This window comes from Embleya sp. NPDC059237, from assembly GCF_042754105.1.
Classification (GTDB): Bacteria; Actinomycetota; Actinomycetes; order Streptomycetales; family Streptomycetaceae; genus Embleya.
Map to the genome: position 1 here is coordinate 1 of NZ_JBHZAE010000031.1, position 22,576 is coordinate 22,576.

A 22,576-nucleotide genomic window follows, 5' to 3' on the forward strand; every position below is an offset into this window, starting at 1 on the left:
GCTCACGCAACGACGTCGGCGGCCGATCCCGAAACCCGAACCGAGCCAGTGACCACGCCCAACCACGCGGCTCCGGACGTGCGGTCCCCGTGTCGCCGGGGGACTCCGCATCCCCCTGGGGGGCATGCTTTCGGGTCGGCTGATCGGTCGCCACGTCACTCGTCACCGGAGCATCGTATTGACGCGCGGGCGAGACCGGGCGCGCGAAAGGAGAGGATGGCCGCGTGGAACACGAACAGCACACCTCTCAGAGCGGCGTACTCGTACTGGCCGGCACCCCCATCGGCGACGTGGGCGACGCGCCCGCGCGCCTCGCCGCGGAGCTGGGCACGGCCGACGTGGTGGCCGCCGAGGACACCCGCCGGCTGCGCAGACTGGCCGGCGCGCTCGGCGTCGAGGTGCCGGGGCGCGTGGTGTCGTACTTCGAGGGCAACGAGGCGGCGCGCACCCCGGACCTGGTCCGGGCGTTGCGCGAGGGCAAGCGGGTGCTCCTGGTCACCGATGCCGGGATGCCGTCGGTGTCCGACCCCGGCTATCGCCTGGTCGAGGCCGCGGTGGCGGAGGACATCCGGGTGACGGCCGTACCGGGACCGTCGGCGGTGCTGACCGCGCTGGCCCTGTCCGGTCTGCCGGTGGACCGGTTCTGCTTCGAGGGCTTCCTGCCCCGCAAGGCCGGGGAGCGGTCCCGACGCCTGGCCGAGTTGGCCGCCGAGCCGCGCACGATGGTGTTCTTCGAGGCGCCGCACCGGCTCGCCGAGTCGCTGGCGGCGATGGCCGAGGCGCTGGGCGCCGAACGGCGCGGCGCGGTGTGTCGCGAGTTGACCAAGACGTACGAGGAGGTCCGCCGGGACACCCTGGCCGAACTCGCCGTGTGGGCGGAGCCGGGTGTGCGCGGCGAGATCACCGTGGTGGTCGCGGGCGCGCCGCCGGCCGACCCGTCGCAGCTCGGCCCGGCCGACCTCGTCGCGCTGGTGGCCGGACGCGAGGCCGCCGGACAGCCGCGCAAGGAGGCGATCGCGGCGGTGGCCGCGGAGGTCGGCGTGCCCAAGCGCACGGTCTTCGACGCGGTGGTGGCGGCCAAGGCGACCAAGTAGCCCGGGCCCCGGGCCGCCGCGGGGCACCCGGCCGAGCCGGTTGCCCGACCCGACCCGAGGCGACCGGCCCGCCCGAGCCGTCCGGCCCCCGGCGATCCGTCCGCCCGGCCGCCCCGGCGGAGCACACGCCCCCACGCTCCGAACGCCCCGCCCCACCCGCCCGGAACGCCGTGTGCACGATCCGCGACAGCACGTGCCCGCTCCGTCCGCGCAAGCGCACGGCGCGACGGTCAAGCGCGTGCAACGGGCAGGTAGGGCGCTGCACTCGATCGGGTGATGAGTCTTTCGGAATATCAATATTCCGTAGTGCCCCCCGTCAAGGAACCGTTCGGGTCGATACGTCACCGCCCCCTCGGGCATTCCATGGATACCGGTCACGGGAAGCCCTCGAACCAGTCGGCGGGCCCACCCGTGTGAGGAGGTCGTCATGGAGAACCCGACGGTGGTGCACGAGTCCTACTCCTTCGTCTGTATGTCGTGTGGTCGAGGCTGGGAACGCGACTACGAGATTCACCACGCGACCGATCTGCACGGATTGCGACTGTGCCGTTACTACTCGGAGGGGACCCTTGTGCCGTCCCCGTTCACCAAGCCGGCGTGCGAGCACTGCGACGGCACCCGGCTGCGGATACTGCCCGCCGGACGGGTCGCCTCGGTCGCCGGCACGCCCAAGCCGGTCAAGCCGGTGAAGGCCGTCAAGCCGACCAAGGCCGCGAAGCCGGACAAGGTGCCCGCCCCGCGCGGCGCCTCGCGATGGCACCTGCCCTCGCTGCACCGCTCCGCCTGACCCCCGTCCGGCCCGCCCGGACGCCGCCGTCCGCCCCCGGGGATACTCGGGGGCGGGCGGCGTCCCGCCGGCCGTAGGATTCCGGGTATGGCGGCCACTGGAACCACTGAACACACTGCGGGCGAGCGCACGAAGGCGTTCTATGTCACAACGCCCATTTACTACGTAAATGACGCCCCGCACCTGGGCCACGCCTATACGACCGTCGCAGGCGACGTGCTCACCCGCTGGCACCGCCAGCGCGGCGAGAAGGTGTGGTTCCTCACCGGCACGGACGAGCACGGTCAAAAGATCATGCGCACGGCCGAGGCGAACGGGGTCACTCCGCAGGAGTGGTGCGACAAGCTGGTCACGGAGGCGTGGAAGCCGCTGTGGGAGCACCTGGAGATCGCCAACGACGACTTCATCCGCACCACCGAGCTGCGACACACCGCCCGGGTCCAGGAGTTCGTCCAGGACCTGTTCGACAAGGGCGAGATCTACAAGGGCGGCTACGAGGGCCCGTACTGCGTCGCGTGCGAGGAGTACAAGGCGCCGGGTGACCTGCTCGACGGCGAGGACGGGCAGAAGTTGTGCCCCATCCACAAGCGCCCGGTGGAGATGCTCAAGGAGGAGAACTACTTCTTCAAGCTCTCCGAGTACGGTCCGCGCCTGCTGGAGTTCTACGAGGCCAACCCCGACTTCATCCAGCCGGCGTCGGCCCGCAACGAGGTGCTGCAGTTCGTCCGGCAGGGCCTGCAGGACCTGTCCATCTCGCGGTCCACGTTCGACTGGGGCATCCCGGTGCCGTGGGACCCGAAGCACGTCATCTACGTGTGGATCGACGCGCTGCTCAACTACGCCACCGCCGTCGGCTACGGCGCGGACCAGGCGAAGTTCGAGCAGACCTTCCCGGCCGACGTGCACCTGGTCGGCAAGGACATCCTGCGCTTTCACGCGGTGATCTGGCCCGCGATGCTGATGGCCAACGGCCTGCCGGTGCCCGGACGGGTGTTCGCGAACGGCTGGCTGATGGTCGGCGGCGAGAAGATGAGCAAGTCGAACCTGACCGGCATCTCGCCGCGGCAGCTCACCGACCACTTCGGCGTCGACGCCTACCGCTACTACTTCCTGCGCGCGATCCAGTTCGGCCAGGACGGGTCGTTCTCGTGGGAGGACTTCTCCGCGCGGTACACCTCCGAGCTGGCCAACGACTTCGGCAACCTGGCCTCGCGCGTGGCGGCCATGGTCGGCAAGTACTTCGACGGCGCGCTGCCCGCCTCCACCGCCGACGGGGACGCCGAGGGCGTGCTGCACAGCGCGCTGATCGAGACGGTCTCGCTCGCCGACGACCGGGTCCGCGCGCTCGACTTCCAGGCCGGTCTGGACGCGGTGTTCGGCTACGTGAAGCTGGTCAACGGCTACATCACGGAGCAGGAGCCGTGGAAGGTGGCCAAGGACGACAGCCCCGAGGGTCGAGCCCGGCTGGCCACGATCCTGTACACCTCCGCCGAGTCGCTGCGCGCGCTCGCCGTGCTGCTCAACCCGGTGATGCCGGAGACCGCGCACAAGTTGTGGGACTCGCTCGGCGCCGAGGCCCACCTGGGCGCGCTGGACGCGCAGCACGTGCAGGACGCGGGCCGCTGGGGGCAGTTGCCCGAAGGGGCCGTGGTCACCAAGGGCGCGGTGTTGTTCCCGAGGCTGGAAGAGAAGAAGGCGGACGCGTAGGTGAGCAAGCGCAAGCGGCGGGACGGCGGGCCTCGGGACACCACCCCGCCGCCCGCCCCGGATCCGCTGCGGGTGCCGGTCTGGGACGCGCACACGCATCTGGACCTCCAGGACACGACGCCCGCCGACGCGTTGTCGGCCGCCGCCGCGGTCGGCGTGGACACCCTCGTCCAGGTCGGCATCGACGTACCGTCCTCGGTCTGGGCGGCGCGCACGGCCGCCGCGCACGAGCGAGTGCACGCCACCGTGGCGCTGCACCCGAACGAGGCGCCGCGGATCGTGCTCGGCGACCCCGACGGATGGTCCGGACAGCGGCGCCCGCCCGGCGGGGCGGCCGCCCTGGACGCGGCGATCGCCGAGATCGACCGGCTCGCCGCGCTGCCGCACGTGCGCGGGGTCGGCGAGACCGGCCTGGACTACTTCCGCACCGGCGACGAGGGAGTGGCGACCCAGCAGGAGTCGTTCCGCCGGCACATCGAGATCGCCAAGCGGCACCGCAAGCCGCTGGTGATCCACGACCGCGAGGCGCACGCCGACGTGTTGCGGATCCTGGCCGAGGAGGGCGCCCCGGAACGGGTCGTCTTCCACTGCTTCTCGGGTGACGCCGAGATGGCGAAGACCTGCGCCGAGCACGGCTACGTGATGTCCTTCGCGGGCAATGTGACCTACCCGAGCGCGCAGCCGCTGCGCGACGCGCTGACGGTGGCCCCGACCGAGCTGATCCTGGTCGAGACCGACGCGCCGTTCCTGACCCCGGTGCCCTACCGGGGCCGCCCCAACGCGCCCTACCTCGTGCCGATCACGGTGCGGGCGATGGCCGAGGTCAAGGGCCTGGCCGAGGACGAGTTGGCCGCCGCGCTCGCGGCCAACGCCGAACGCGCGTTCGCGCCCGCGTAGTTGCCCCACCGGCCCGCCGCGGGCCGGTGCGGGCCGCCGCCCGTCACCCGGACGACCGGGCGGCGGCCGGCACGCGTCCCGGGCCGGTGTACAGTCCGGTGCTCGTCGGGCGGAACCTCGGCCCGCACCCGGGATCACACCCCCGGACCCGACCCCCGGAAACCCCTCAGGAGCACCCTTGAGTCGTTCCGCCGGCTCCGCCCGCAGGCGTACCTCCGCCCGGGCGGGGAGGGGCGGCAGCCGCCCCGGCCCGTCCCTGCGCTCGCTCGTCCCGCAGGCCCTGGTGGTCGCCGTCCTGGTCGGCGGCACCACCGCCTTCGTCGCCTACGACAAGACGGTCAAGCTCGTCGTGGACGGCGAGGAGCGCACCGTGCATACGTTCGCCTCCGACGTCTCCGGGCTGCTCGACCGCCAGGACGTCAAGGTCGGCGAGCACGACATCGTCGCGCCCGGCCGCAAGGCGGGCATCGAGGACGGCGACCGCATCGCGGTGCGCTACGGCCGCCTGCTGACCCTGACCGTCGACGGCCGGCCGCAGCAGGTCTGGGTGACCGCGAAGTCGGTGTCCGAGGCGCTGGAGCAGGTCGGGGTGCGGGCGGACGGCGCCTACCTGTCCGTCTCGCGCGATCTGCCGATCGGCCGGCAGGGGCTCAACCTGGACGTGCGCACCGAACGCGCGATCACCTTCCTGGTCGACGGCAAGACCATCCCGCTGCGGACCAACGCGGCCACCGTGCAGGCCGCCCTGGACCAGGCGGGCATCGCGATAGGGCCGCAGGACCGGATGGACACGCCGACCGACGCGTATCCGCAGCAGGGGCAGACCATCTCCATCCTGCGGGTCACCGGCAGCACGGTCACCAAGGACGAGAAGCTTCCGTTCAAGACGGTCAAGGAAGACGACCCGACGCAGTACAAGGGCACCGAGGAGGTCGCCACCAAGGGCGTGACCGGGCTGAAGCAGATCACCTACTCCTACGAGACGATCAACGGCGTCAAGCAGGAGCCGCGCAAGGTCTCGGAGAAGGTGATCAAGGAGCCGGTCACCCAGATCGTCAAGGTCGGCACCAAGGAGATGCCGAACTCGGTGGCCGGGGCCGACCAGCTCAACTGGAACGCGCTCGCGCAGTGCGAGTCGGGCGGCCGGGCGAACGTGGTGGACGGGTCGGGGACCTATCACGGGCTCTACCAGTTCGACGCGCAGACCTGGCAGTCGATGGGCGGCACCGGGGTGGCCAGCCAGGCACCCGCGTCCGAGCAGACATATCGGGCAAAGCTCATGTATGTCCAGCGCGGGGCGAGTCCGTGGCCGCTGTGCGGCAGTAGGCTCTTCTCGTGAGTGATCTTCCCGCGGGACCGGGACTCCTCGGTGCCGCGGACATCCGTGCGCTCGCCGAGGCCCTGGGTGTGCGCCCGACCAAGCAGCTCGGCCAGAACTTCGTGATCGACGCCAACACGGTGCGCCGCATCGTGCGCACCGCCGGGGTGCGCCCCGACGACGTGGTCGTCGAGATCGGTCCCGGCCTCGGCTCGTTGACCCTGGCCCTGCTCGAAAGCGCCGCGCGAGTGGTCGCGATCGAGATCGACCCGGTCCTGGCCCGGCACCTGCCGACCACGATCGCGGCCCGCATGCCGGAGCGGGCGGCCGATTTCGCGCTGGTGCACGCCGATGCCATGACGGTCGCCGAGCTGCCCGGCCCGGCGCCCACCGCGCTGGTGGCGAACCTGCCCTACAACGTCTCGGTGCCGGTGTTGCTGCACATGCTCCAGACGTTCCCCTCGCTCGATCGACTCCTGGTGATGGTGCAGTCCGAGGTGGCCGACCGGCTCGCGGCCACGCCCGGCGGCAAGGTGTACGGGGTGCCGTCGGTCAAGGCCGCCTGGTACGCGGACGTCAAACGCGCGGGCGCGATCGGCCGCAACGTGTTCTGGCCCGCGCCCAACGTCGACTCCGGCCTGGTGTCGTTCGTCCGCCGCGATCCGCCGCCGACCACCGCGACCCGCGCGGAGGTGTTCGCGGTGGTGGACGCAGCCTTCGCGCAGCGGCGCAAGACGCTGCGCGCGGCGCTGGCGGGCTGGGCCGGCTCGGCGGCCGGGGCCGAGGAGGCGCTGCGCGCCGCCGGGATCGACCCGCGCACGCGCGGCGAGGCGCTGGGGGTGGCGGAGTTCGCCCGGATCGCCGAGCACCGGCCCGACAGCCGGCCCGACAACCGCCCCGCCGGCGCCCCGAACGAGCCCCGCGACTGAGGGCCGGGTGCCGCCGTCGATACCATCGGCGACGGTGCCGGGGAGTTCGCACGGCCCGCGTCCGAAGAGGCCCGACAGGGCCACGAAGGAGTTCCACCAGCCGTGTCTTCCGTCACCGTCAGCGTTCCCGCGAAGGTCAATCTGCAGCTCGCGGTCGGTGGCGTGCGGCCCGACGGCTTCCACGAGCTGGTCAGCGTCTTCCACGCCGTGTCGCTGTACGACGAGGTCACCGTCACGCCGGCGGACCGGCTCACGGTGACCTGTGAGGGCGAGGGCGTCGGCGACGTCCCGCTGGACCACAACAACCTGGCCGCGCGCGCGGCGATTCTGCTCGCCGACCGGCTCGGCCGCGAGCCGAACGTGGGCATCCACATCCGCAAGGGCATCCCGGTCGCGGGCGGCATGGCCGGCGGCAGCGCGGACGCCGCGGCCACGCTGCTCGCGTGCGACACGCTGTGGCGCGGCGACACCCCGCGCCCGATGTTGCGCCGGCTCGGCGCGGAGCTGGGCAGCGACGTACCGTTCTCCGACCTGGGCGGGACCGCGATCGGCACCGGGCGGGGCGAGCGGCTGGCGTCGGTGCCGACCACGGCGCGCTTCCACTGGGTCTTCGCGCTCGCCGACGGCGGGCTGTCCACGCCCGCCGTCTACGGCGAGTGCGACCGGCTGCGCGAGCTGGCCGGCGAGCCGGTCGGGCCGCCGGAGCCGCGAGCCGAGCTGATCGCCGCGCTGCGGGCGGGCGACGCGCGCGCGCTGGGCGCGAACCTGGTCAACGATCTGCAACCGGCCGCACTGTCCCTGCGGCCCGCGCTGGCCGCGACGCTCGCAGCGGGCATGGCCGCGGGCGCCGTCGGCTCGCTGGTCTCCGGCTCCGGACCCACCTGCGCGTTCCTGGCGCCGGACCGGGAGACGGCCCGGCTGGTGGCCGAGCGGCTGACCGGATCGGGCACCTGTCGGGCCGCGCGGGTCGCGTTCGGCGCGGTGCCCGGGGCCCGGGTACTGCCGCGCCGGGTCGTTCCGGTGGAGCGCGAGAACACGGTGTAGTGGAGACCGTTAGTCTTGGTCGAATGCGAGCGTTGCGGTATGGCGGTTCGGTCTGATGGCGAACCTGGTCAATCTTGAGTCAGTCGGCAAGGCGTACGTCATGCGCACCCTGCTCGACGAAGTGTCCCTCGGCGTGGCCGAGGGCGACCGGATCGGGGTCGTGGGTCGCAACGGTGACGGCAAGACCACGCTGATCCGGGTGATGGCCCAGCGGGAGCCGGTCGATTCGGGCCGGGTCACCCACGTGGGCGGGCTCAGCCTGGGCATCCTCAGCCAGCAGGACGACCTCGACCCGACGGCCACCGTACGGCGCGAGATCGTCGGCGACCGGCCCGAGCACGAGTGGGCGGGCGACGCGCGCATCCGCGACGTGCTGACCGGGCTGTTCGGCGGGTTGTCCATGCCCGGCTTCGAGAGCGGCATCGACTCGGTGATCGGCCCGCTGTCCGGCGGCGAGCGGCGCCGGATCGCGCTGGCCAAGCTGCTGATCGAAGAGCACGACCTGATCATCCTCGACGAGCCGACCAACCACCTCGACGTCGAGGGCATCGCCTGGCTGGCCGGACACCTCAAGACCCGGCGCTCCGCGCTCGTCGTGGTCACCCACGACCGCTGGTTCCTGGACGAGGTCTGCACCCGCACGTGGGACGTGCAGGGCGGCAAGGTGCACGACTACGAGGGCGGCTACTCGGCGTACGTCCTGGCCCGCGCCGAGCGCGCGCGGATCGCGAGCACCGAGGAGACCAAGCGGCAGAACCTGGTCCGCAAGGAGCTGGCCTGGCTGCGCCGCGGCGCCCCCGCGCGCACCTCCAAGCCCAAGTTCCGGATCGAGGCGGCGAACGAGCTGATCGCCGACGAACCGCCGCCGCGCGACACCCTCGCGCTGCGCGGCTTCGCCAACGCGCGCCTGGGCAAGACCGTGTTCGAACTGCTCGACGTCCGGATCGAGGCGGGCCCCAAGACCCTCCTGGAGCACCTGACCTGGAACCTGGGCCCGGGCGACCGGATCGGCCTGGTCGGGGTCAACGGCGCGGGCAAGACCTCGCTGCTGCGCGCGCTCAAGGACGCGGCCTACGAGGACCGCCAACCCGCCGCGGGCAAGATCGTGGTCGGGCGCACCGTCAAGCTCGCCTACCTCTCCCAGGAAGTCGTCGAACTGCCGGGCACGCTGCGCGTGTTGGAGGCGGTCTCCCAGGTGCGCGAGCGGGTCGAGATCGGCAAGGGCAAGGAGCTGACCGCCGGTCAGCTGTGCGAGCAGTTCGGCTTCACCGGTGAGAAGCAGTGGACGCCCGTTTCCGACCTGTCCGGTGGCGAGCGGCGCCGGTTGCAGCTGCTGCGGTTGCTGATGGACGAGCCGAACGTGCTGTTCATGGACGAACCGACCAACGACCTCGACATCGAGACGCTGACCCAGCTGGAGGACCTGCTCGACGGCTGGCCGGGCTCGCTGGTGATCGTCAGCCACGACCGCTACTTCGTCGAGCGCACCACCGACACGGTGCTCGCGCTGCTCGGCGACCGCACGTTGCGGATGTTGCCGGGCGGCATCGAGGAATACCTCCAGCGCCGGCACGCCGTCGTCGAGGCGGGTGCCACGGCCGCCGCGCCGGTCCGCCGCAGCGGCGGGGACACCCGGGCGGCGAAGAAGGAACTCCAGCGGGTCGAGCGGCAGTTGACCAAGCTGGCCGACCGGGAGAAGAAGGTGCACGACGGCCTGGCCGAGCACGCCACCGACTTCGACAAGGTCTCCGCGCTCGACGCCGAACTGCGCGCGATCCGGGACGAGCGGGACGAGTTGGAGATGCGCTGGCTGGAACTGGCCGAAGAGGCCGAATAGTTCGTAGCGGGAGACCCGGCGATGGGATATGTCGGGTATTCCGTGCGTTCGTGGTTCACCGAATCGATACCCGGTTACCGTCCGAAGCGAGGGTTTACCCCGTACCCATCGGTCATATCGGCTGGGTAGTCTGGGGACTACTGATACGGGTGCGCCGCGATGCGCCGCCTCGGATGTGGGGCACGCGCGGTGTGTTGGTAACTAGCTGCGTGGTGACGGGGTGAGGTATCGGCTCCACGCACGGGGGAGTGTGGCAGATGGTGCTCATTGCGGATATCGGTGACGGCGGGCCGGTAGGAGTCTCGTCGTCGGACATGCAGGCGCTGTCCGTCGGTCTGGAATCGATGGTGCAGTTCCAGAAGGACGTCCAGCGCGCGCTGGACGACCTGGACGCATCCACCGCGGCACCGCACAAGCTGGTGGACAACCGCGTCGAGCTGGACGCCTCGGGCAACTTCGGCGAGGCGATCCGGCTGTGGTCGGCCTACGTCGACGTGCGCTCGGAGCTGATCGACCTGTCGACGCAGCTCAAGCGCCAGATCGAGGCGATGCAGATGACCGTCCAGTACGTGCAGGGCACGTACGAGGGCAACGAGGCGGAGTTCACCGCCAAGTACAAGGCTCTGCAACAGGACTACGCGAACAACGCGCCGGCTCCCGCGCCGCCGGCGAAGACCCCCTGAGCGGGGTCCGATTCGACGTGACGGGAACTACGGGGACGGGGTGACGTGATGGTTGCGGATGCGGGCGGTGGCGGTGGGTGGGGAGATGGTCCCACCAAGTTCGACGAGTTTTCGCACGAGGCGCTGAAGAAGATGATCGACGGCGCGCGACCCGCCGAACTGACGGCATCGGGAAAGGCGTTGCTCGATGCCAAGGAGACGCTGGAGACGCTGACGACGGCGTTGGAGACGCGGATCAGCCGACTGGAGTGGAAGGGCAAGTCGGCCGACGGCTTCCGCGACTGGGCCGGGAAGGTCATGGTCGCGACGCGCAAGTTCGCCGAGCACTCGGGCGCGGTCGGCACCGCGATGGACCACGCGGGCAGCGAGTTGAGCTTCGCGCTGCTGACCATGCCGGAGGTGCCGGCGAACGCCAAGGTCATCGTGGACAGCAACGGTGACAAGAAGCTGCTGTGCCAACCCGGCGACAGCCCCGACAAGAAGGTCCTGGTCGAGTCGGCCAAGACCGAGTTGGAGAAGGCGCGCCAGGAGGCCATCCGGCGGATGGAGAGCCTGGGCAGCACCTACACGGTGACCACCGAGACGCTCGCCAAGGCACCGGCGGTGGAATTCCCGCCGCTGCCCGCGCTGCCGCAGGTGACGCACAAGGGGGGCGGCGGTACGACCGGCGACCCCCGGCGGACCGGCAACAACTCGACGGTGCGGACCACGACCGGCCGTGACGGCGGGACGCTGATCCCCGGGCACGGGCCCAACGGGGACGGCGGCGTGGTGTACTCCGGCTCCGACGGCTCGGGTTCGGGCGGCTCGGGGTCCGGGAGCGTCGGGGGTTCCGGTGGCTACGTGCCGCCGGTCGGTACCGACCTCCAGGGCACCGGCCCGTTCCAGAACGGGCCCACGCCGGTGTTGGACGGTCCCCCCGGCCCCACGGGTCCCGGTCTGCCCGGTCCCGGTGGCAGCGGTCCCTTCCAGCAGAATCCGCCCGGTGGTCTGCCCGGCGGCTTCCCGCCGGCGTTGGGCGGCGGCAAGGTCGGCATTCCGCCCGGTGGCAAGACCGGGATCACCAAGGCCCAGTTGACCTCGAACCCGCTTCCCGGCAACGGGCGCAACCCCAACGTCCAGTCCTCGACCGAGCCGGTCAGCGGCGGTCGGCCCTTCGGACGCGGCCCGGGTGGCGGCGGTGGCGGCGAGCACCCGTCCGGCGGTCGCCTTGGCGGCAAGCCAGGGGGCGCGGGTGGGCGCCGGTTCACCGGGCAGAGCGGTGGCGTGGTCGGCGGCACTCCGCGTACCGCGAGTGGGGCGGGCCAGTTCTCCTCCGGCGGCACCGGTCTGGCCGGTCGGGCCGGCGCGGGTGCGGGCGGTCGGGCCGGCGCCGGTCGCGGCGGGATGCGCGGCGGCGGGATGGGCGCGGGCGGCGGGGAGCGCGACCAGCGCAACCGGCGGCAGCGCGCCGACTACCTGCGCGAGGAGGAGGAGACGTGGGTGGGCGACCGCACCGCGGCTCCGCCGGTGGTGGATTGATCGGTCGGTAGGACTCGGGATCGGCCCCATCCGCGTGTGTCGCGGGTGGGGCCGGTTTTCGTGCCCGGCAACGGAACGGGTGGGGCTCGGACTTCGTGCCCGGGGAACAGAAGGGGACGTGGCGGAGGCGGGTGGCGTTCCCTCGCGCAAACGGCAAACACCAAACTCTCGGGCGTTTGGGCAAAACCGCGACGGCGGCCCGAGGCGGGCCGTACGCTGAATCCCGAGTGCCGGTGGTTGCCTGCGCGGCTGTTGGTCCACCCGATGCGCCTGGGCCGCAAGTGACGCCGTGATCGTGGGGCCGTCGGGGGTTGTGGGGGCAATAGGGGCAGTTGCGTACGACCGCCGGGGTGGGCGTGGTGCGACGAGGCGGGACGCCTGGCTGCACCGGCGGGTCGGTGCCGCGTGTGGTCGGTGCACGATCCGAGGCCGATCACGCTGCTCCTGACCGAGGGGGGCTTGATGGGTCGGAGTTCGGCAGCGACGGACATATCCGGAGCGGGTCTGCGGACCCTGGTCGTGGGGGCCGGGTCGGCGGGCAGCGCGTTGGCGAGGGATCTTTTGCGGACGCCCGAATTCGGGTTGCGTCCGATCGGATTTCTCGACGACGATCCCGAAAAGGACGGGGTCCGGGTCGCCGACGCGGACAATCCACAACATCTGCTTCCGGTCCTGGGCGGTCTCGACGCCCTGACCGACGTGGCATTGGAGCACGGCATCGAGGTGGTCGTCCTGGCCATCCCGGGCCTTCCGCACGAGGAGTTTCGCAAAGTCGCCGCCGGCGCGGCCGCGATCGGCGCCGCCGTGCGGTATCTGCCGTCCTTCCTGGTCGCGTTGCGGCGCGATGTGGTCGGCAGCGACATGCGCATGCTCGACGTCAACCGGCTGATCGGTCGGCAGGAGCTGCACGTGGTCTCGGCGTCGGTGCGCGAGGTGATCGCGGGGCGCCGAGTGCTGATCACCGGCGCCGGCGGCTCGATCGGCAGCGAGCTGTGCCGGCAGGTGTACGGCTTCGGACCGAGCCGGATGTACATGCTCGACCACGACGAGTCCAACCTCCACCGGTTGCAACTCGACGTGTGGGGCGAGGCGTTGCTCGACGACGAGTCGTTGGTCATCGCCGACATCCGGGATCGGCCGCGGATCGAGCAGCTCTTCCACGAACTCAAGCCGGAGGTGGTCTTCCACGCCGCCGCGCACAAGCACCTGCCGCTGCTGGAGCGGCATCCGTGCGAGGCGGTGAAGTCCAATGTGCTGGGTACGGAGAACCTGGTCCGGGCGGCCCTGGACATCGGGGTCGAGCGCTTCGTGCTGATCTCCACCGACAAGGCGGCGGATCCGGTCTCGGTGCTCGGTGCCACCAAGCGGCTGGCCGAGCTGATCGTGCAGGCGAACACGCAGGCGCCCGGGGTGTTCGCGGGCGTGCGGTTCGGCAACGTGCTGGGCAGCCGCGGCTCGCTGCTGTCCGTACTGGCCGAGCAGTTGCGCGCCGGCGGCCCGGTCACCGTCACCCATCCCGACGTCACCCGGTTCTTCATGACCATCGAGGAGGCCGTCGGGCTGGTCCTGGAGGCGGGTCGGATGGCCCAGGGCGGGGAGATCTTCGTCCTCGACATGGGCGAGCCGGTACGGATCGTGGACCTGGTGCACAAGTTCGCCGAACAGGTGAACCTGCCCGACGTGCCGATCCGGTTCACCGGTCTGCGGCCCGGCGAGAAGCTCAACGAGGCGCTGTTCGCCGCCGGCGAGGAACGACTGCCCACCGAGCATCGGCGGATCCAGGCGACGGTGCCGCCGGGCCAGGCCCTGGACGCGGTGGTCCGGCTGCCGGAGCTGTACGAGGCGGCGGCGGTCAACGACACCAGGGCGGTGCGGGCGCTGCTGTCCGAGCTGCTGCCGGGGTACACGACACCGGCGCCGAGCGTGGTCGAGGTGGTGTCCGCGCCGTATCCGGACGACTTCTAGACGATTTCCGAACACCGTTGGGACGGTAATCCCGTGACCGGTGGGGTGTGAGGCGCAGTACGGTGGCGGTGAGGCCCCTGTGCTGCGAAAGGCGGATCCTCCGTGATCGACCCCGAACTGAAGACGGCCCTGGACGCGATGCTCGGCGACCCGGAGCACTGGGTGCATGTGGGCACGGTGACCCCGACGGGGGAGCCGCACGTGACCCCGGTGATGCTGGCGTACGACGACGAGTACCTCTACCTCAGCCTCACCGGTCGCACCAAGAAGGCGAACCTGGAACACGATCCGCGGGTGTGTCTGTCGATGGCGCGCGATGGCGACATCGCGCACGTCATCGTGTGGGGCGAGGTCGCCATGCGCGAGGACGAATGGGCGCAGGAGCGCTGGGAATTCGCGATGCGGCACATCCTGGGCGAGGCGGGGCTGGCGCAACAGCAGCGCCCGCTGTCCCGGGAGGGCACCAGCCTGGGCGTGGTCACCCCCAAGCGCTGGCGGGTGTTCGGTCTGGGTCCGGGGCCGGGATCATGACGTCGCTTCGGCGACGCCGGGCCGCCTCCTCGTCCACGGCGTGTTGGATCCCCGCCTGGGCGAACAACACCGAGGCCACGTAGCACGGCAGGGCGATCAACCCGGCGACCGGCACCACGTCCTCGGCCCGCATCAGGCCCATGGCGATCCCCAACAGCGCGAGGATCAGCGGCAACCAGCGTCGCCATGCAGCGAGTTCGTACATCCGGACCACCGTGCCCGCGCGGACGAGAACGCCCCCGCCGGCCACGGAGACGAAGAGAATCGCGAACAACTCCACGCGGAACCAAGCCCTTTCCGGCTTGTGACTGAAAACGATTGATCCCAGCAAACCAGAAGTGGCCGGAAAGTGCCCCCTGTTACGGCGGGAGTGGGCCCTGGGGTTTGGTGGGTGGATGGTGCGGCCGGGGTTCGGCGGCACGGTTCGCTGCTGTCCGGTTTGCCGGGTTCGGTGAGTGGATAGAGTCGAACCGGGAGGCCGTGGTGACAGACGGTACCGACGCGGTGGCGGCGGATGTGTGGACCCTCGATCGACCCGACGGGACCGACCGCACCGGTGCGCCCAGGGAGATGGCGGCGCCGAGTGCCGAACCGACGAAACGCATCTCGCGGTGGCGATCGATCGAAGGAACCGACCACGACCGCTCGCCGCACGGGATCACGCACGCCTACGCGGATTTGTTGTGCGGTCTGCTGTGCGCGTGAACGGCGGCGTGGGCCGGCCGCCGGTCCGGGCCGGTCGGCCACGAAGGTCAGGAGGACCGGCATCGTGCCCGCGACAACGCGTCATTCCCTGCGCCGTCCACCCGCGGGGCCCGGATCCCATGTCTGGCCGGGTCTCGACGAGTCGTTCGCGCGACACACGGCTCGGCTGGCGCATACGCCGCAGGGCCGGGAGCTGACCCGTTCCCTGGTCCTGCGGGACGGGGTCGCGCAACGGCCGCGCCCGCTGGGGCCGCCGCTGTGCCTGCGGCCGGGACTGCGTTCGGAATTGGACGCGTTCCTCGCCGCGTACCACCGGCTGATCGAGACGATCCTGAGCGCGTACGACCACGATCCGCAACTGCGCCGTGTGCTCACCGTGCCCGAGCCGCTGCGCGAGGAGGTCGCCGCGGCGCGCGATCACCGCGTACATCTGATGCGGCTGGATCTGCTGCCCCATCCCGACGGAGGGCTGCGGGTACTGGAGACCAACGCGAACTGCCCCGCCGGGCTCACCGCGGCGGGTCGGGGTCGGGCCGCGTGGCGGGTGCTGCTGACCCGGCACGGGGTCGCCCTGCCCGCGCCGCTGCCCGCCGACGTGCCCACCTGGACCGGCAGTTGGCTGGCCGATCTGGCGCTGCGGCACACCGGGGTCCGACCGCGATCGGTCGCCCTGCTGTGTCCGCGGGGGGCCAATCGCAACGAGATCAACGACTACGAGGCCGGTCTGACGGCGATCGGGATCCGCGTGGTGCACGCCGATCCGCGCGAGCTGCGTACCGGCCCCGGCGGTACCACCGTCGTCGGCGGGGAGCCGATCGCGCACGCCTACGCCAAGATCTCGACCCGGGACCTGCTGCGGATGGGCGCCGACGCGCTGCCGTACCTGCGGGCGGTGCGGAAGCGGAGCCTCTTCGTCCAGAACGGGCTGCGCGGCCGATTCCTCGGGGACAACAAGCTCTGCCTGGCCGTGTTGTCGGACCCGCAGTTCGCCGGCCTGTTCGATGCGGCCGACCACCGACGTGTGCGGCCGGCCATCCCTTGGTCACGCAACATCGCGCTGTGCGACGGCGCCGTTCTGCGCGCCGTGGGCCGTGACCGGGAGCGCTACGTCCTCAAGCACCCGCTCGACACGCGAGGTCGCGGGGTCGTCATCGGCCGGGAATCCCCGGACGCCGCCTGGGCCGGCGCGGTGGAGCGCGCCTGCGAATCCGGCTGGCTGGTCCAAGAGTACGTGCCCGCCCCGCGCGCGCCCGCCACCCCGAACGGGTCGGGCAGACGCCACGACCTCGCCCTCGGCGCCGTCGACGGCCGCCTGGTCTCCGCCTTCGCCCGCACCGGCCACGACGCACGCCTGAACGTGGCGCGCTCGGGCCGGTTGCATCCGGTCTACCTGTGACGGTGGGGCGGGTGTGGGCCTGGGGTGTGGGCCGGGTGCGGGTCAGCCGCCCTGGCCGGCGCTGCCCATGGGGCCGACGGTGACGGCGGAGCCGGTGCCGTCGGTGACGGGGAGGGTGGCGGCGCCCGGCCAGGGGATGTCGGCGGCCTTGGTCTCTCCGGGCGGGGTGACGAGCAGGCCGGTGATGCGGACGCCGGAGCCGCCGGAGTCGTTGCTCGGGTAGTGGATGCCGAAGGAGATCGAGGTGTCGCGCTTGAGGGTGATGGGGAAGACGGGCTCGCTCGTGCGCTTGGCGGAGATCGGTCCGGCGGTCGTCTTGAGGTCGACGCCGGCGAAGCCGTACATGGAGCAGTCGCCGGCGAGGTTGTTGAGGGTGACGGCGACGGTGCGGTTGCCGTCACCGTCGATGGTGACGTCGTCGGCGAGGAAGCTGAGGTCGTCGGTGCGGCACTTGGCGGGGCCGCCGGAGCCGGAGCCGGACTTGCCGCCGCCGGTGGTGGTGCCGGTGGCCTTGTTCGGCGTGACGGAGGTCTGCCCGGAGTCCTTGACGGTGGAGCCGGAGCCGGTGGAGGTGTTCCCGCCCGCCTGGTTGCCGCCGGTGGTCGAGGATCCGGGTGCGGACGGTTGGGTGACGGCCTGGCCCGCCGGAGCGGCGGCGGGCGGGTTGCCCTGCGCGGCGTTGCCCGAGTCGGTGCCCTGGCACGCCGTCATCATCATCGCGCCGCCGACGACGGCGGCGGAGAGGAGGAAGGCCCTGCTGCGGTTCCCGAACATTGAACGTCCTTTTGGTATCCGGTGATCGAAGCCCGGGGCCGGCGAGGCCCCGCGGTGCTTGCTCGATCACTATTGCGAGGTCGCAGGGCCGGGCGATACGGGAGTCGTCGACCCACGACGGCGCTGTCACAGACCGGTGACATGGTCACCAAAGAGAACAGCAAAGCCCGACAGCCCCCGATTCGACCCCACACCAACACCACGTTTGCCCTGGTGAAACCCCCCAGGATGCCCCCCGGCCGCCGGTGTTACAGAAGGTTGGCCGCCCGACATCGACACCCGAAATCCCACGCCGGCGCTCGCGATCATGTGCAACAGCCCGTTCGGCGCACGGCAATCCGCGCTTCCGCCAAGCCAGTTGTGCGGGGTCCGTACTCAGCGCGGACGAACTCCGTCGAGAAACGCACACCACGCAGCAGGAGGCATGGCGACTATCGGTCCGTCGGCGAGCTTGGAGTCTCGAACCCCGACGGGGCCGAGGCGGGCGACGGCGACGCAGTTCGAGGTCGCGGAGTGGCTGCTGATCCGCCACCGAGTGGACTTGTAGCCGTGGCCCACGCCTTCAACTCCGCTTCCTGGGCCCTCTTCGCGATGAGTTCGATGGACTCGTCCACGGGGAGGGCAGCCGCTTGCAGATGAGCGTAGGCCAGCGAATAAGCGGCGAGACAGGTCGAATCGGAGGTCCACAGACGTCCGGTGATGAACTCTCGGTAGACAACACTTTCCCGCCCGAAGTCGTACCAGGTGAACGGTCCGGAGTTGAGTCCCGGATGCGCGCCCACATCGTCGGGCAGTACCTGAAGGCGCATGTCGGGTCGTTGCGACAAAACGACCAGTATGTGGCCGAGTTGATCGGTGAGGGTCTGCCAACCGCCGACCGGGTTGCGAAGTGCCGAATCGTGGATGACGAACCACAGGGAGCGGCCTTCCACGCGCGAGAACGTCCCGACATGCCCGAGCCGTTCCACTCGGCGCTGCGCACGAAGGAGGACCTCGTCCTGCGGCATCAGCGGCGAACCTGCTCGGATGATGGTGAAGGCGTACTCGAACGTCTGCAGCAGACCGGGAAGCAAGGTGGGTAGATAGCACCGCTGGGACACCGCAGATCGTTCCGCCTCCAGCAGCCGACCGTAGTGAACGCTCTCCGCAACCTCATCGGACTCGGTATGCCACCACCCCGGTTGCTCGCGGCCTGCCTCGGAGTCGCGGAAGGTGTGTCCCGCACCGCTGTCGGACCGTTCGAGACCCGCCATGCGCGGAGGTCGGACAAAGCCGAGGCGATCCAGGGGCACGCCGAACAGGGTTTCCAGCACCCGCTCGTAATCGGGCGTCGGCCAGGGCGGGCTCGCCGACTCCCAACGCCGGACCTGCCGCACGCTCACATCCAGCCGCAACCCCAAACCCGCCGCGCACTCCCGAAAGGCGGCCGAGAGATGCCGCTGCGCGATCCACCCGCGCGCGTGGCGGGCGCGAACGAGAGCCGGATTGCCGGGTTTCGCCGTCATGACGTGCCACCCCCGAGGGCTACATGAACCAATACCGGCCACGCTACCGCCGGTATAGCCACGTTTACACCAGAATCACAATCTGCCCCTCCCCGTCCCCACCACGTCCCCTTGAAGTCCCCACCCCGACAGACCGGCCGCCGACAACGGCGGTGACCACAACCCCGGGCGCCACGCCTCGGCTGCCCGGGAGGGCGATCTCCGAATGAACACACCCAAGGCGGTCCGGTCGAGCCCGCCGGGGAGCGTTCGCGGGTACGCGGGGTGCTTCCGGCGGAGGTTGCGCTCGTGGTTGCGGGTGGCTGGTGCGGGAGCGGTCAGAGTCGGGGGTGAGCCGCCGCCGGCGTGCGGGGCTCCGAGACCTCGAGGTCTCGGCTGGGCGGGTGTGTTGGTCGGCTTAAAAGCGACCGGCAGCGGCGGGCGGGGAGGGCGCTCGGGTCGGGTCCGCCGGGCGTGCGTTCCCGAATGGGCCGGGTTCTTCCGGGTGCGCGTTGTGCCTTGGGTGCCGGTGACCGGTGCGGGGCTTGTCAGGGTCGGTGATGGGCCGCCGCCGGCGTGCGGCCCCGAGACTTCGGGCTTCCGGCGAGACGGGCGCCTTGCTCGGCGAAAAAGCGACCAACAGCGGCGGGCAGGGAGGGCGCTCGGGTCGGGTTCGCCGGGTGGCCTTCCCGAGAGGGTCGGGGTGTTTCGGGTGTGTTTGGAGGGGAGTTGGGACTCGAAACCGGACGGCGTGGGGTGCCGCAGTCTCGGTGCGCGAGAAAACCGCAGGTCAGTGGGAAGGGAAGCCGTTTCGAGTGCCTCGGGATCCGGTTTCGGCTCCCACTGGGCACTTTCGGTCGGCTCGACAGCCTCCGCGAGGTCGCAGCGCCCGAAGCCGACCCCGACCGGGCAGTTTCGGTCTCCGCACCGGCGTCGAGGAGGCCGGAACACACGAAACCGGCACTCGACGCCCGACCTTTCACCCCGACCCCACAAAACCGCAGGTCACCGAAACCCGAAGCCCACAACCATCGACCGCGATCCGGTTTCGAGTCCCAACTACCCTCCAAACACACCCGAAACACCCCGACCCCCTCGGGAAGGACACCCGGCGAACTCGACCCGAGCGCCCTCCCCGTCCGCCGCTGTTGGTCGCTTTTAAGCCGACCAACACACCCGTCTCGCCGGAAGCCCGAAGTCTCGGGCCCCGCACGCCGGTGGCGGCTCACCCCCGACTCTGACCGCCCCCGCACCAGCCACCTGCAACCACAAGCGCAACCCCCGCCGGGAGCACCCGGCCCACTCGGGAAGGCTCTCCGGCGGGCTCGACCCGACCCCTCACCCTGCCCCCGCTGCCGGCCGGGTTTCGCCGACCAACGTGCTCGCCTCGTCGGGAGCTTCGAGTCTTGGAGCCCCGCACGCCGGCGGCGGCCCACCATCGACTCTGACCAACCTCGCACCAGCCACCCGCAACCACCAACGCAACGGCCGCCGGGAATACCCGGCCCATTCGGGAACGCACGCCCGGCGAACCCGACCCGAGCACCCTCTCTGCCCGCCGCTGCCGGCCGCTTTTTCGCCGACCAACAAGCCCGGTTCGCCGGAAGCCCCGAGTCTCGGAGCCCCGCACACCGGCGGCGGCCCACCCCCCGACGCGGGCCGGCCCCGCACCGGCACACCGCAGTCGAAGGGCGGACAGCAAGGGACGTCCCCGCCGACTGCCACAACCGCAGCCACCACCGCCACCACCACCGCCACGCCCACCGCCACCGCCACCGCCACCGCGGGCAATTTCCCCCCGCAACCCGGTGATTCACGTCGCCGGATACTCTCGCCGCATGTCTGGCGATCTCGTGGGGGCCGGCCTTTCGGGCGGGTTGACGGTGGCGGATTCCGGTCGGCTTCGTGCGGTGCCGTCGCGGGGGCGCAATATGCGTACCGCGGGTGACGTGGTCATGTTTGCCGCGTTCGTTGCGCAGCGCCCCGACTCCGACGCGCTCGAAACGCTCATGGAGTGGACCGGTCTTCCGGAAGAGGAGATCGTCGAGCGTATTGCCCAAGCCGAGCCGTACACCATGGTGCTCGTCGCCGCACGGCCGGACGACGCCCTGCCAGGGGTCGACGTTTCGCATCTGGATCCGAGGTGGCTTGGACAGCCCAACGCATGTCGCTGGCTGGAGAAGATCGGCTTCGTACCCGACCGCGACGCCGTGCGGGTGTACGTGGTGCCCGCTCCGTACGAGCCCCCGGCCGGATGCGAGTCGCACATCGAGTACTGCTTCGCCGTAGAGGATGCGATGGCGGTGCGCGTCGCGGCATCGCTGATCGACGCCGGTTTGGTGCCCGGTGGGCGAGTGCCGGTCGGGCAGGGGCCCACCGTGACCGGCGACGACGAGGTGTGCCGGGCGCTGACGGAAGTGGTTCGAGAGCTGGCCGACAGCCACCACTGGTATGCCGGCGACGCGCTCCGATGGGTCGAGTGCACGCTGCTCGACGCCGTGGCCGGAATGCCACCGGAGCATGCTGCCCGCTTCCTCCACCGCGCAAGCGCCTACGAGTGGGCCACGGCGATTGCCGAGAGGTGGGAGGACCGCGATCGGCTCGCTGAGGTGATCGAGCGAGCCGAGTTCGCCCCCGAGGCGGCGGCCGAACCCGTCGATCCGCAACTGGTCCGCGAGGCGATCGGCGACTAGGGGACGGCGCTGGTGTGCCTGGTCGCATGGGCGGTGGACGCGGAGGTCCTCACGGCAACCCTCCTGCGTGCGCGCCCCGTTGCGCTCGATCCGGCAACGTCCGCCTCATCCGCATCCGATGCGATCGAACTCGAAGCCATCGACGTACGAATCACCCGCCTGCCGGAACCGGCACCCGACGATCCCGAGGCGATCCCGATGTGGTCGCTGACCTGCACGCCGCGCACAGGAGTCTCGTGGCAGGAGGTCCTGCGGGACGTACGTCGCATGGCCTGGCGCCTACAGGAGGCAGGCGCGACCCGGATGAGCGTCGAGTTCGGCGACCCGACGGGCGAACCCGACCTCACGCCCTCCGCAGCTTATGGAATGTTGGTCGATTCCGTCGGAGAATCCTGAACGGTTTACCGCCGTCGGCCACGGTTGCCCGCGAATACTCCAACCCTGCGGTGTGCAGCCGGTAGACGATCGTCCGCAAATCCTCCGAAAGTTCCGCCCAGGATGCGCCGTGCTTCGGCCGGCACGTCATCGATACATATCCCCGGTCGGACTCGGCGTCGTACAGCTCACCGATGATCGAGACTTCCACGCGCTCGTTCTCGATCCTCGCGGCATGCCCACCCGTGCTCTGCCGCGATCCGGCCACGATGGACACGAAGTCGTCGAGCTCGCCGTCCCACGTCCCGAACATCTCGACAGGCGCGAGATGGTCCCCCAGCGCCAAGCCCCCGAACTCCGCATCCCCGGCCTCGGGCATAGGCCGAGGCCGCGATTGGCTGTGATTGTCACCAGACCGCTGCAGCCACGGATCCGACTCCAGGTAGATCTCGCCGGCCCAGTATTCCTCGGTGTACTCGAACAGGAACCGGCGATCGCCCTCATCCGTGAAATCCCAGCGGTAGGGCCGCATATGCCGATCCACCCGGAGGAACGCCTCCCCCTCCGAAACCCCGAACGCCCGCACCATCGCGTCCACGATTTCGAACAGGAACCTGTACGCAGGCTCGGTCCCGCGCACGGCGAACACCCGACGCATAGACTTCACACCGCCGTTTTCGAACACATCGAAAACCCCCCTAGCGACCCTCGGTACCGCCGGAGAGGGAGTCGCCGCCTGGTGAAGCGTGCGCCCGGGAAGGCGATCCGCGCGCCAAGCCGTCGAACTCCGGTGCGCCGAAGGCGACTCCAGATCTCACAGGCCGTATCCGGGTCGT

At 70.8% G+C, this 22,576-nt stretch carries 20 protein-coding genes and 1 pseudogene; 16 read left to right on the forward strand and 5 right to left on the reverse strand.

What is annotated here, in order from left to right; genetic code table 11:
* The first annotated feature begins 224 nt into the window (after positions 1–224).
* The 12 genes from rsmI (at position 225) to ACFXKZ_RS49500 (ending at position 14,313) form a co-directional block, all read left to right on the forward strand.
* Positions 225–1,094 carry a 16S rRNA (cytidine(1402)-2'-O)-methyltransferase gene (rsmI, locus tag ACFXKZ_RS49445; RefSeq protein ID WP_380014070.1) on the forward strand — a complete coding sequence of 290 codons (870 nt, stop codon included), beginning with the start codon at positions 225–227 and terminating at the stop codon, positions 1,092–1,094.
* A gap of 427 nt (positions 1,095–1,521) precedes the next feature.
* Positions 1,522–1,881 carry a hypothetical protein gene (locus tag ACFXKZ_RS49450; protein ID WP_380014073.1) on the forward strand — a complete coding sequence of 120 codons (360 nt, stop codon included), beginning with the start codon at positions 1,522–1,524 and terminating at the stop codon, positions 1,879–1,881.
* Between the two features lie 87 nt (positions 1,882–1,968).
* Positions 1,969–3,588, forward strand: a complete 1,620-nt coding sequence (gene metG, locus ACFXKZ_RS49455; protein WP_380014076.1) for a methionine--tRNA ligase — start codon at positions 1,969–1,971, stop codon at positions 3,586–3,588.
* Positions 3,589–4,485: a TatD family hydrolase gene (locus ACFXKZ_RS49460; RefSeq protein ID WP_380014079.1), complete on the forward strand. Its 897-nt coding sequence runs from the start codon at positions 3,589–3,591 to the stop codon at positions 4,483–4,485.
* A 178-nt stretch (positions 4,486–4,663) separates the two neighbouring features.
* Positions 4,664–5,824, forward strand: a complete 1,161-nt coding sequence (locus ACFXKZ_RS49465; RefSeq protein ID WP_380014082.1) for a ubiquitin-like domain-containing protein — start codon at positions 4,664–4,666, stop codon at positions 5,822–5,824.
* Positions 5,821–6,732: a 16S rRNA (adenine(1518)-N(6)/adenine(1519)-N(6))-dimethyltransferase RsmA gene (gene rsmA, locus ACFXKZ_RS49470; protein WP_380014085.1), complete on the forward strand. Its 912-nt coding sequence runs from the start codon at positions 5,821–5,823 to the stop codon at positions 6,730–6,732. The genes ACFXKZ_RS49465 and rsmA overlap by 4 nt, the downstream gene beginning before the upstream one ends.
* Positions 6,733–6,834: 102 nt before the next feature.
* The gene (locus ACFXKZ_RS49475) at positions 6,835–7,776 is read left to right on the forward strand and encodes a 4-(cytidine 5'-diphospho)-2-C-methyl-D-erythritol kinase (RefSeq protein ID WP_380014088.1); all 942 of its coding nucleotides are present in this window, start codon (positions 6,835–6,837) and stop codon (positions 7,774–7,776) included.
* 52 nt (positions 7,777–7,828) lie between these two features.
* Entirely contained in the window at positions 7,829–9,613 is a 1,785-nt protein-coding gene (locus tag ACFXKZ_RS49480; RefSeq protein WP_380014301.1) for an ABC-F family ATP-binding cassette domain-containing protein, read from the forward strand.
* 257 nt (positions 9,614–9,870) lie between these two features.
* Entirely contained in the window at positions 9,871–10,296 is a 426-nt protein-coding gene (locus tag ACFXKZ_RS49485) for a hypothetical protein (RefSeq protein ID WP_380014091.1), read from the forward strand.
* 45 nt (positions 10,297–10,341) lie between these two features.
* On the forward strand, positions 10,342–11,817 hold the full coding sequence (locus ACFXKZ_RS49490; protein WP_380014094.1) for a WXG100 family type VII secretion target: 1,476 nt from the start codon (positions 10,342–10,344) through the stop codon (positions 11,815–11,817).
* Positions 11,818–12,279: 462 nt separating this feature from the next.
* Positions 12,280–13,782: a polysaccharide biosynthesis protein gene (locus tag ACFXKZ_RS49495; protein ID WP_380014097.1), complete on the forward strand. Its 1,503-nt coding sequence runs from the start codon at positions 12,280–12,282 to the stop codon at positions 13,780–13,782.
* A 102-nt stretch (positions 13,783–13,884) separates the two neighbouring features.
* Entirely contained in the window at positions 13,885–14,313 is a 429-nt protein-coding gene (locus tag ACFXKZ_RS49500) for a pyridoxamine 5'-phosphate oxidase family protein (protein WP_078975872.1), read from the forward strand.
* On the opposite strand, the gene ACFXKZ_RS49505 is transcribed toward ACFXKZ_RS49500, so the two are convergent.
* A complete protein-coding gene (locus ACFXKZ_RS49505) occupies positions 14,261–14,593 on the reverse strand; it encodes a hypothetical protein (protein ID WP_380014100.1) in 333 nt (110 codons plus the stop codon). The two genes, ACFXKZ_RS49500 and ACFXKZ_RS49505, sit on opposite strands and share 53 nt — an antisense overlap.
* A gap of 203 nt (positions 14,594–14,796) precedes the next feature.
* Here ACFXKZ_RS49505 and ACFXKZ_RS49510 point away from each other — a divergent pair, with 203 nt between their 5' ends.
* Positions 14,797–15,018 (forward strand): hypothetical protein, encoded by a 222-nt coding sequence (locus ACFXKZ_RS49510; protein WP_380014103.1) that lies wholly within the window; start codon positions 14,797–14,799, stop codon positions 15,016–15,018.
* 64 nt (positions 15,019–15,082) lie between these two features.
* Complete coding sequence (locus ACFXKZ_RS49515) at positions 15,083–16,414, forward strand: hypothetical protein (protein ID WP_380014106.1); 1,332 nt, start codon at positions 15,083–15,085, stop codon at positions 16,412–16,414.
* 42 nt (positions 16,415–16,456) lie between these two features.
* Here the strand turns inward: ACFXKZ_RS49515 and ACFXKZ_RS49520 are convergent, their stop codons facing one another.
* From ACFXKZ_RS49520 to ACFXKZ_RS49530, 3 genes and pseudogenes are all read right to left on the reverse strand, one after another.
* Positions 16,457–17,188, reverse strand: a complete 732-nt coding sequence (locus ACFXKZ_RS49520; protein ID WP_380014109.1) for a DUF4232 domain-containing protein — start codon at positions 17,186–17,188, stop codon at positions 16,457–16,459.
* 375 nt (positions 17,189–17,563) lie between these two features.
* Positions 17,564–17,875, reverse strand: a complete 312-nt coding sequence (locus ACFXKZ_RS49525; protein WP_380014304.1) for a DUF397 domain-containing protein — start codon at positions 17,873–17,875, stop codon at positions 17,564–17,566.
* A pseudogene (locus ACFXKZ_RS49530) lies at positions 17,788–18,693 on the reverse strand (Scr1 family TA system antitoxin-like transcriptional regulator); the annotation flags it as partial. The pseudogene ACFXKZ_RS49530 and the gene ACFXKZ_RS49525, both read right to left, overlap by 88 nt.
* Before the next feature lie 1,787 nt (positions 18,694–20,480).
* On the opposite strand from ACFXKZ_RS49530, the gene ACFXKZ_RS49535 reads away from it, so the two are divergent.
* Both ACFXKZ_RS49535 and ACFXKZ_RS49540 read left to right on the forward strand, forming a co-directional pair.
* Positions 20,481–21,365, forward strand: a complete 885-nt coding sequence (locus ACFXKZ_RS49535) for a hypothetical protein (RefSeq protein WP_380014112.1) — start codon at positions 20,481–20,483, stop codon at positions 21,363–21,365.
* 33 nt (positions 21,366–21,398) lie between these two features.
* Positions 21,399–21,761, forward strand: a complete 363-nt coding sequence (locus ACFXKZ_RS49540; protein WP_380014115.1) for a hypothetical protein — start codon at positions 21,399–21,401, stop codon at positions 21,759–21,761.
* Here the strand turns inward: ACFXKZ_RS49540 and ACFXKZ_RS49545 are convergent.
* The gene (locus ACFXKZ_RS49545; RefSeq protein ID WP_380014118.1) at positions 21,709–22,425 is read right to left on the reverse strand and encodes a hypothetical protein; all 717 of its coding nucleotides are present in this window, start codon (positions 22,423–22,425) and stop codon (positions 21,709–21,711) included. The genes ACFXKZ_RS49540 and ACFXKZ_RS49545 overlap by 53 nt on opposite strands.
* Between the last annotated feature and the right edge of the window lie 151 nt (positions 22,426–22,576).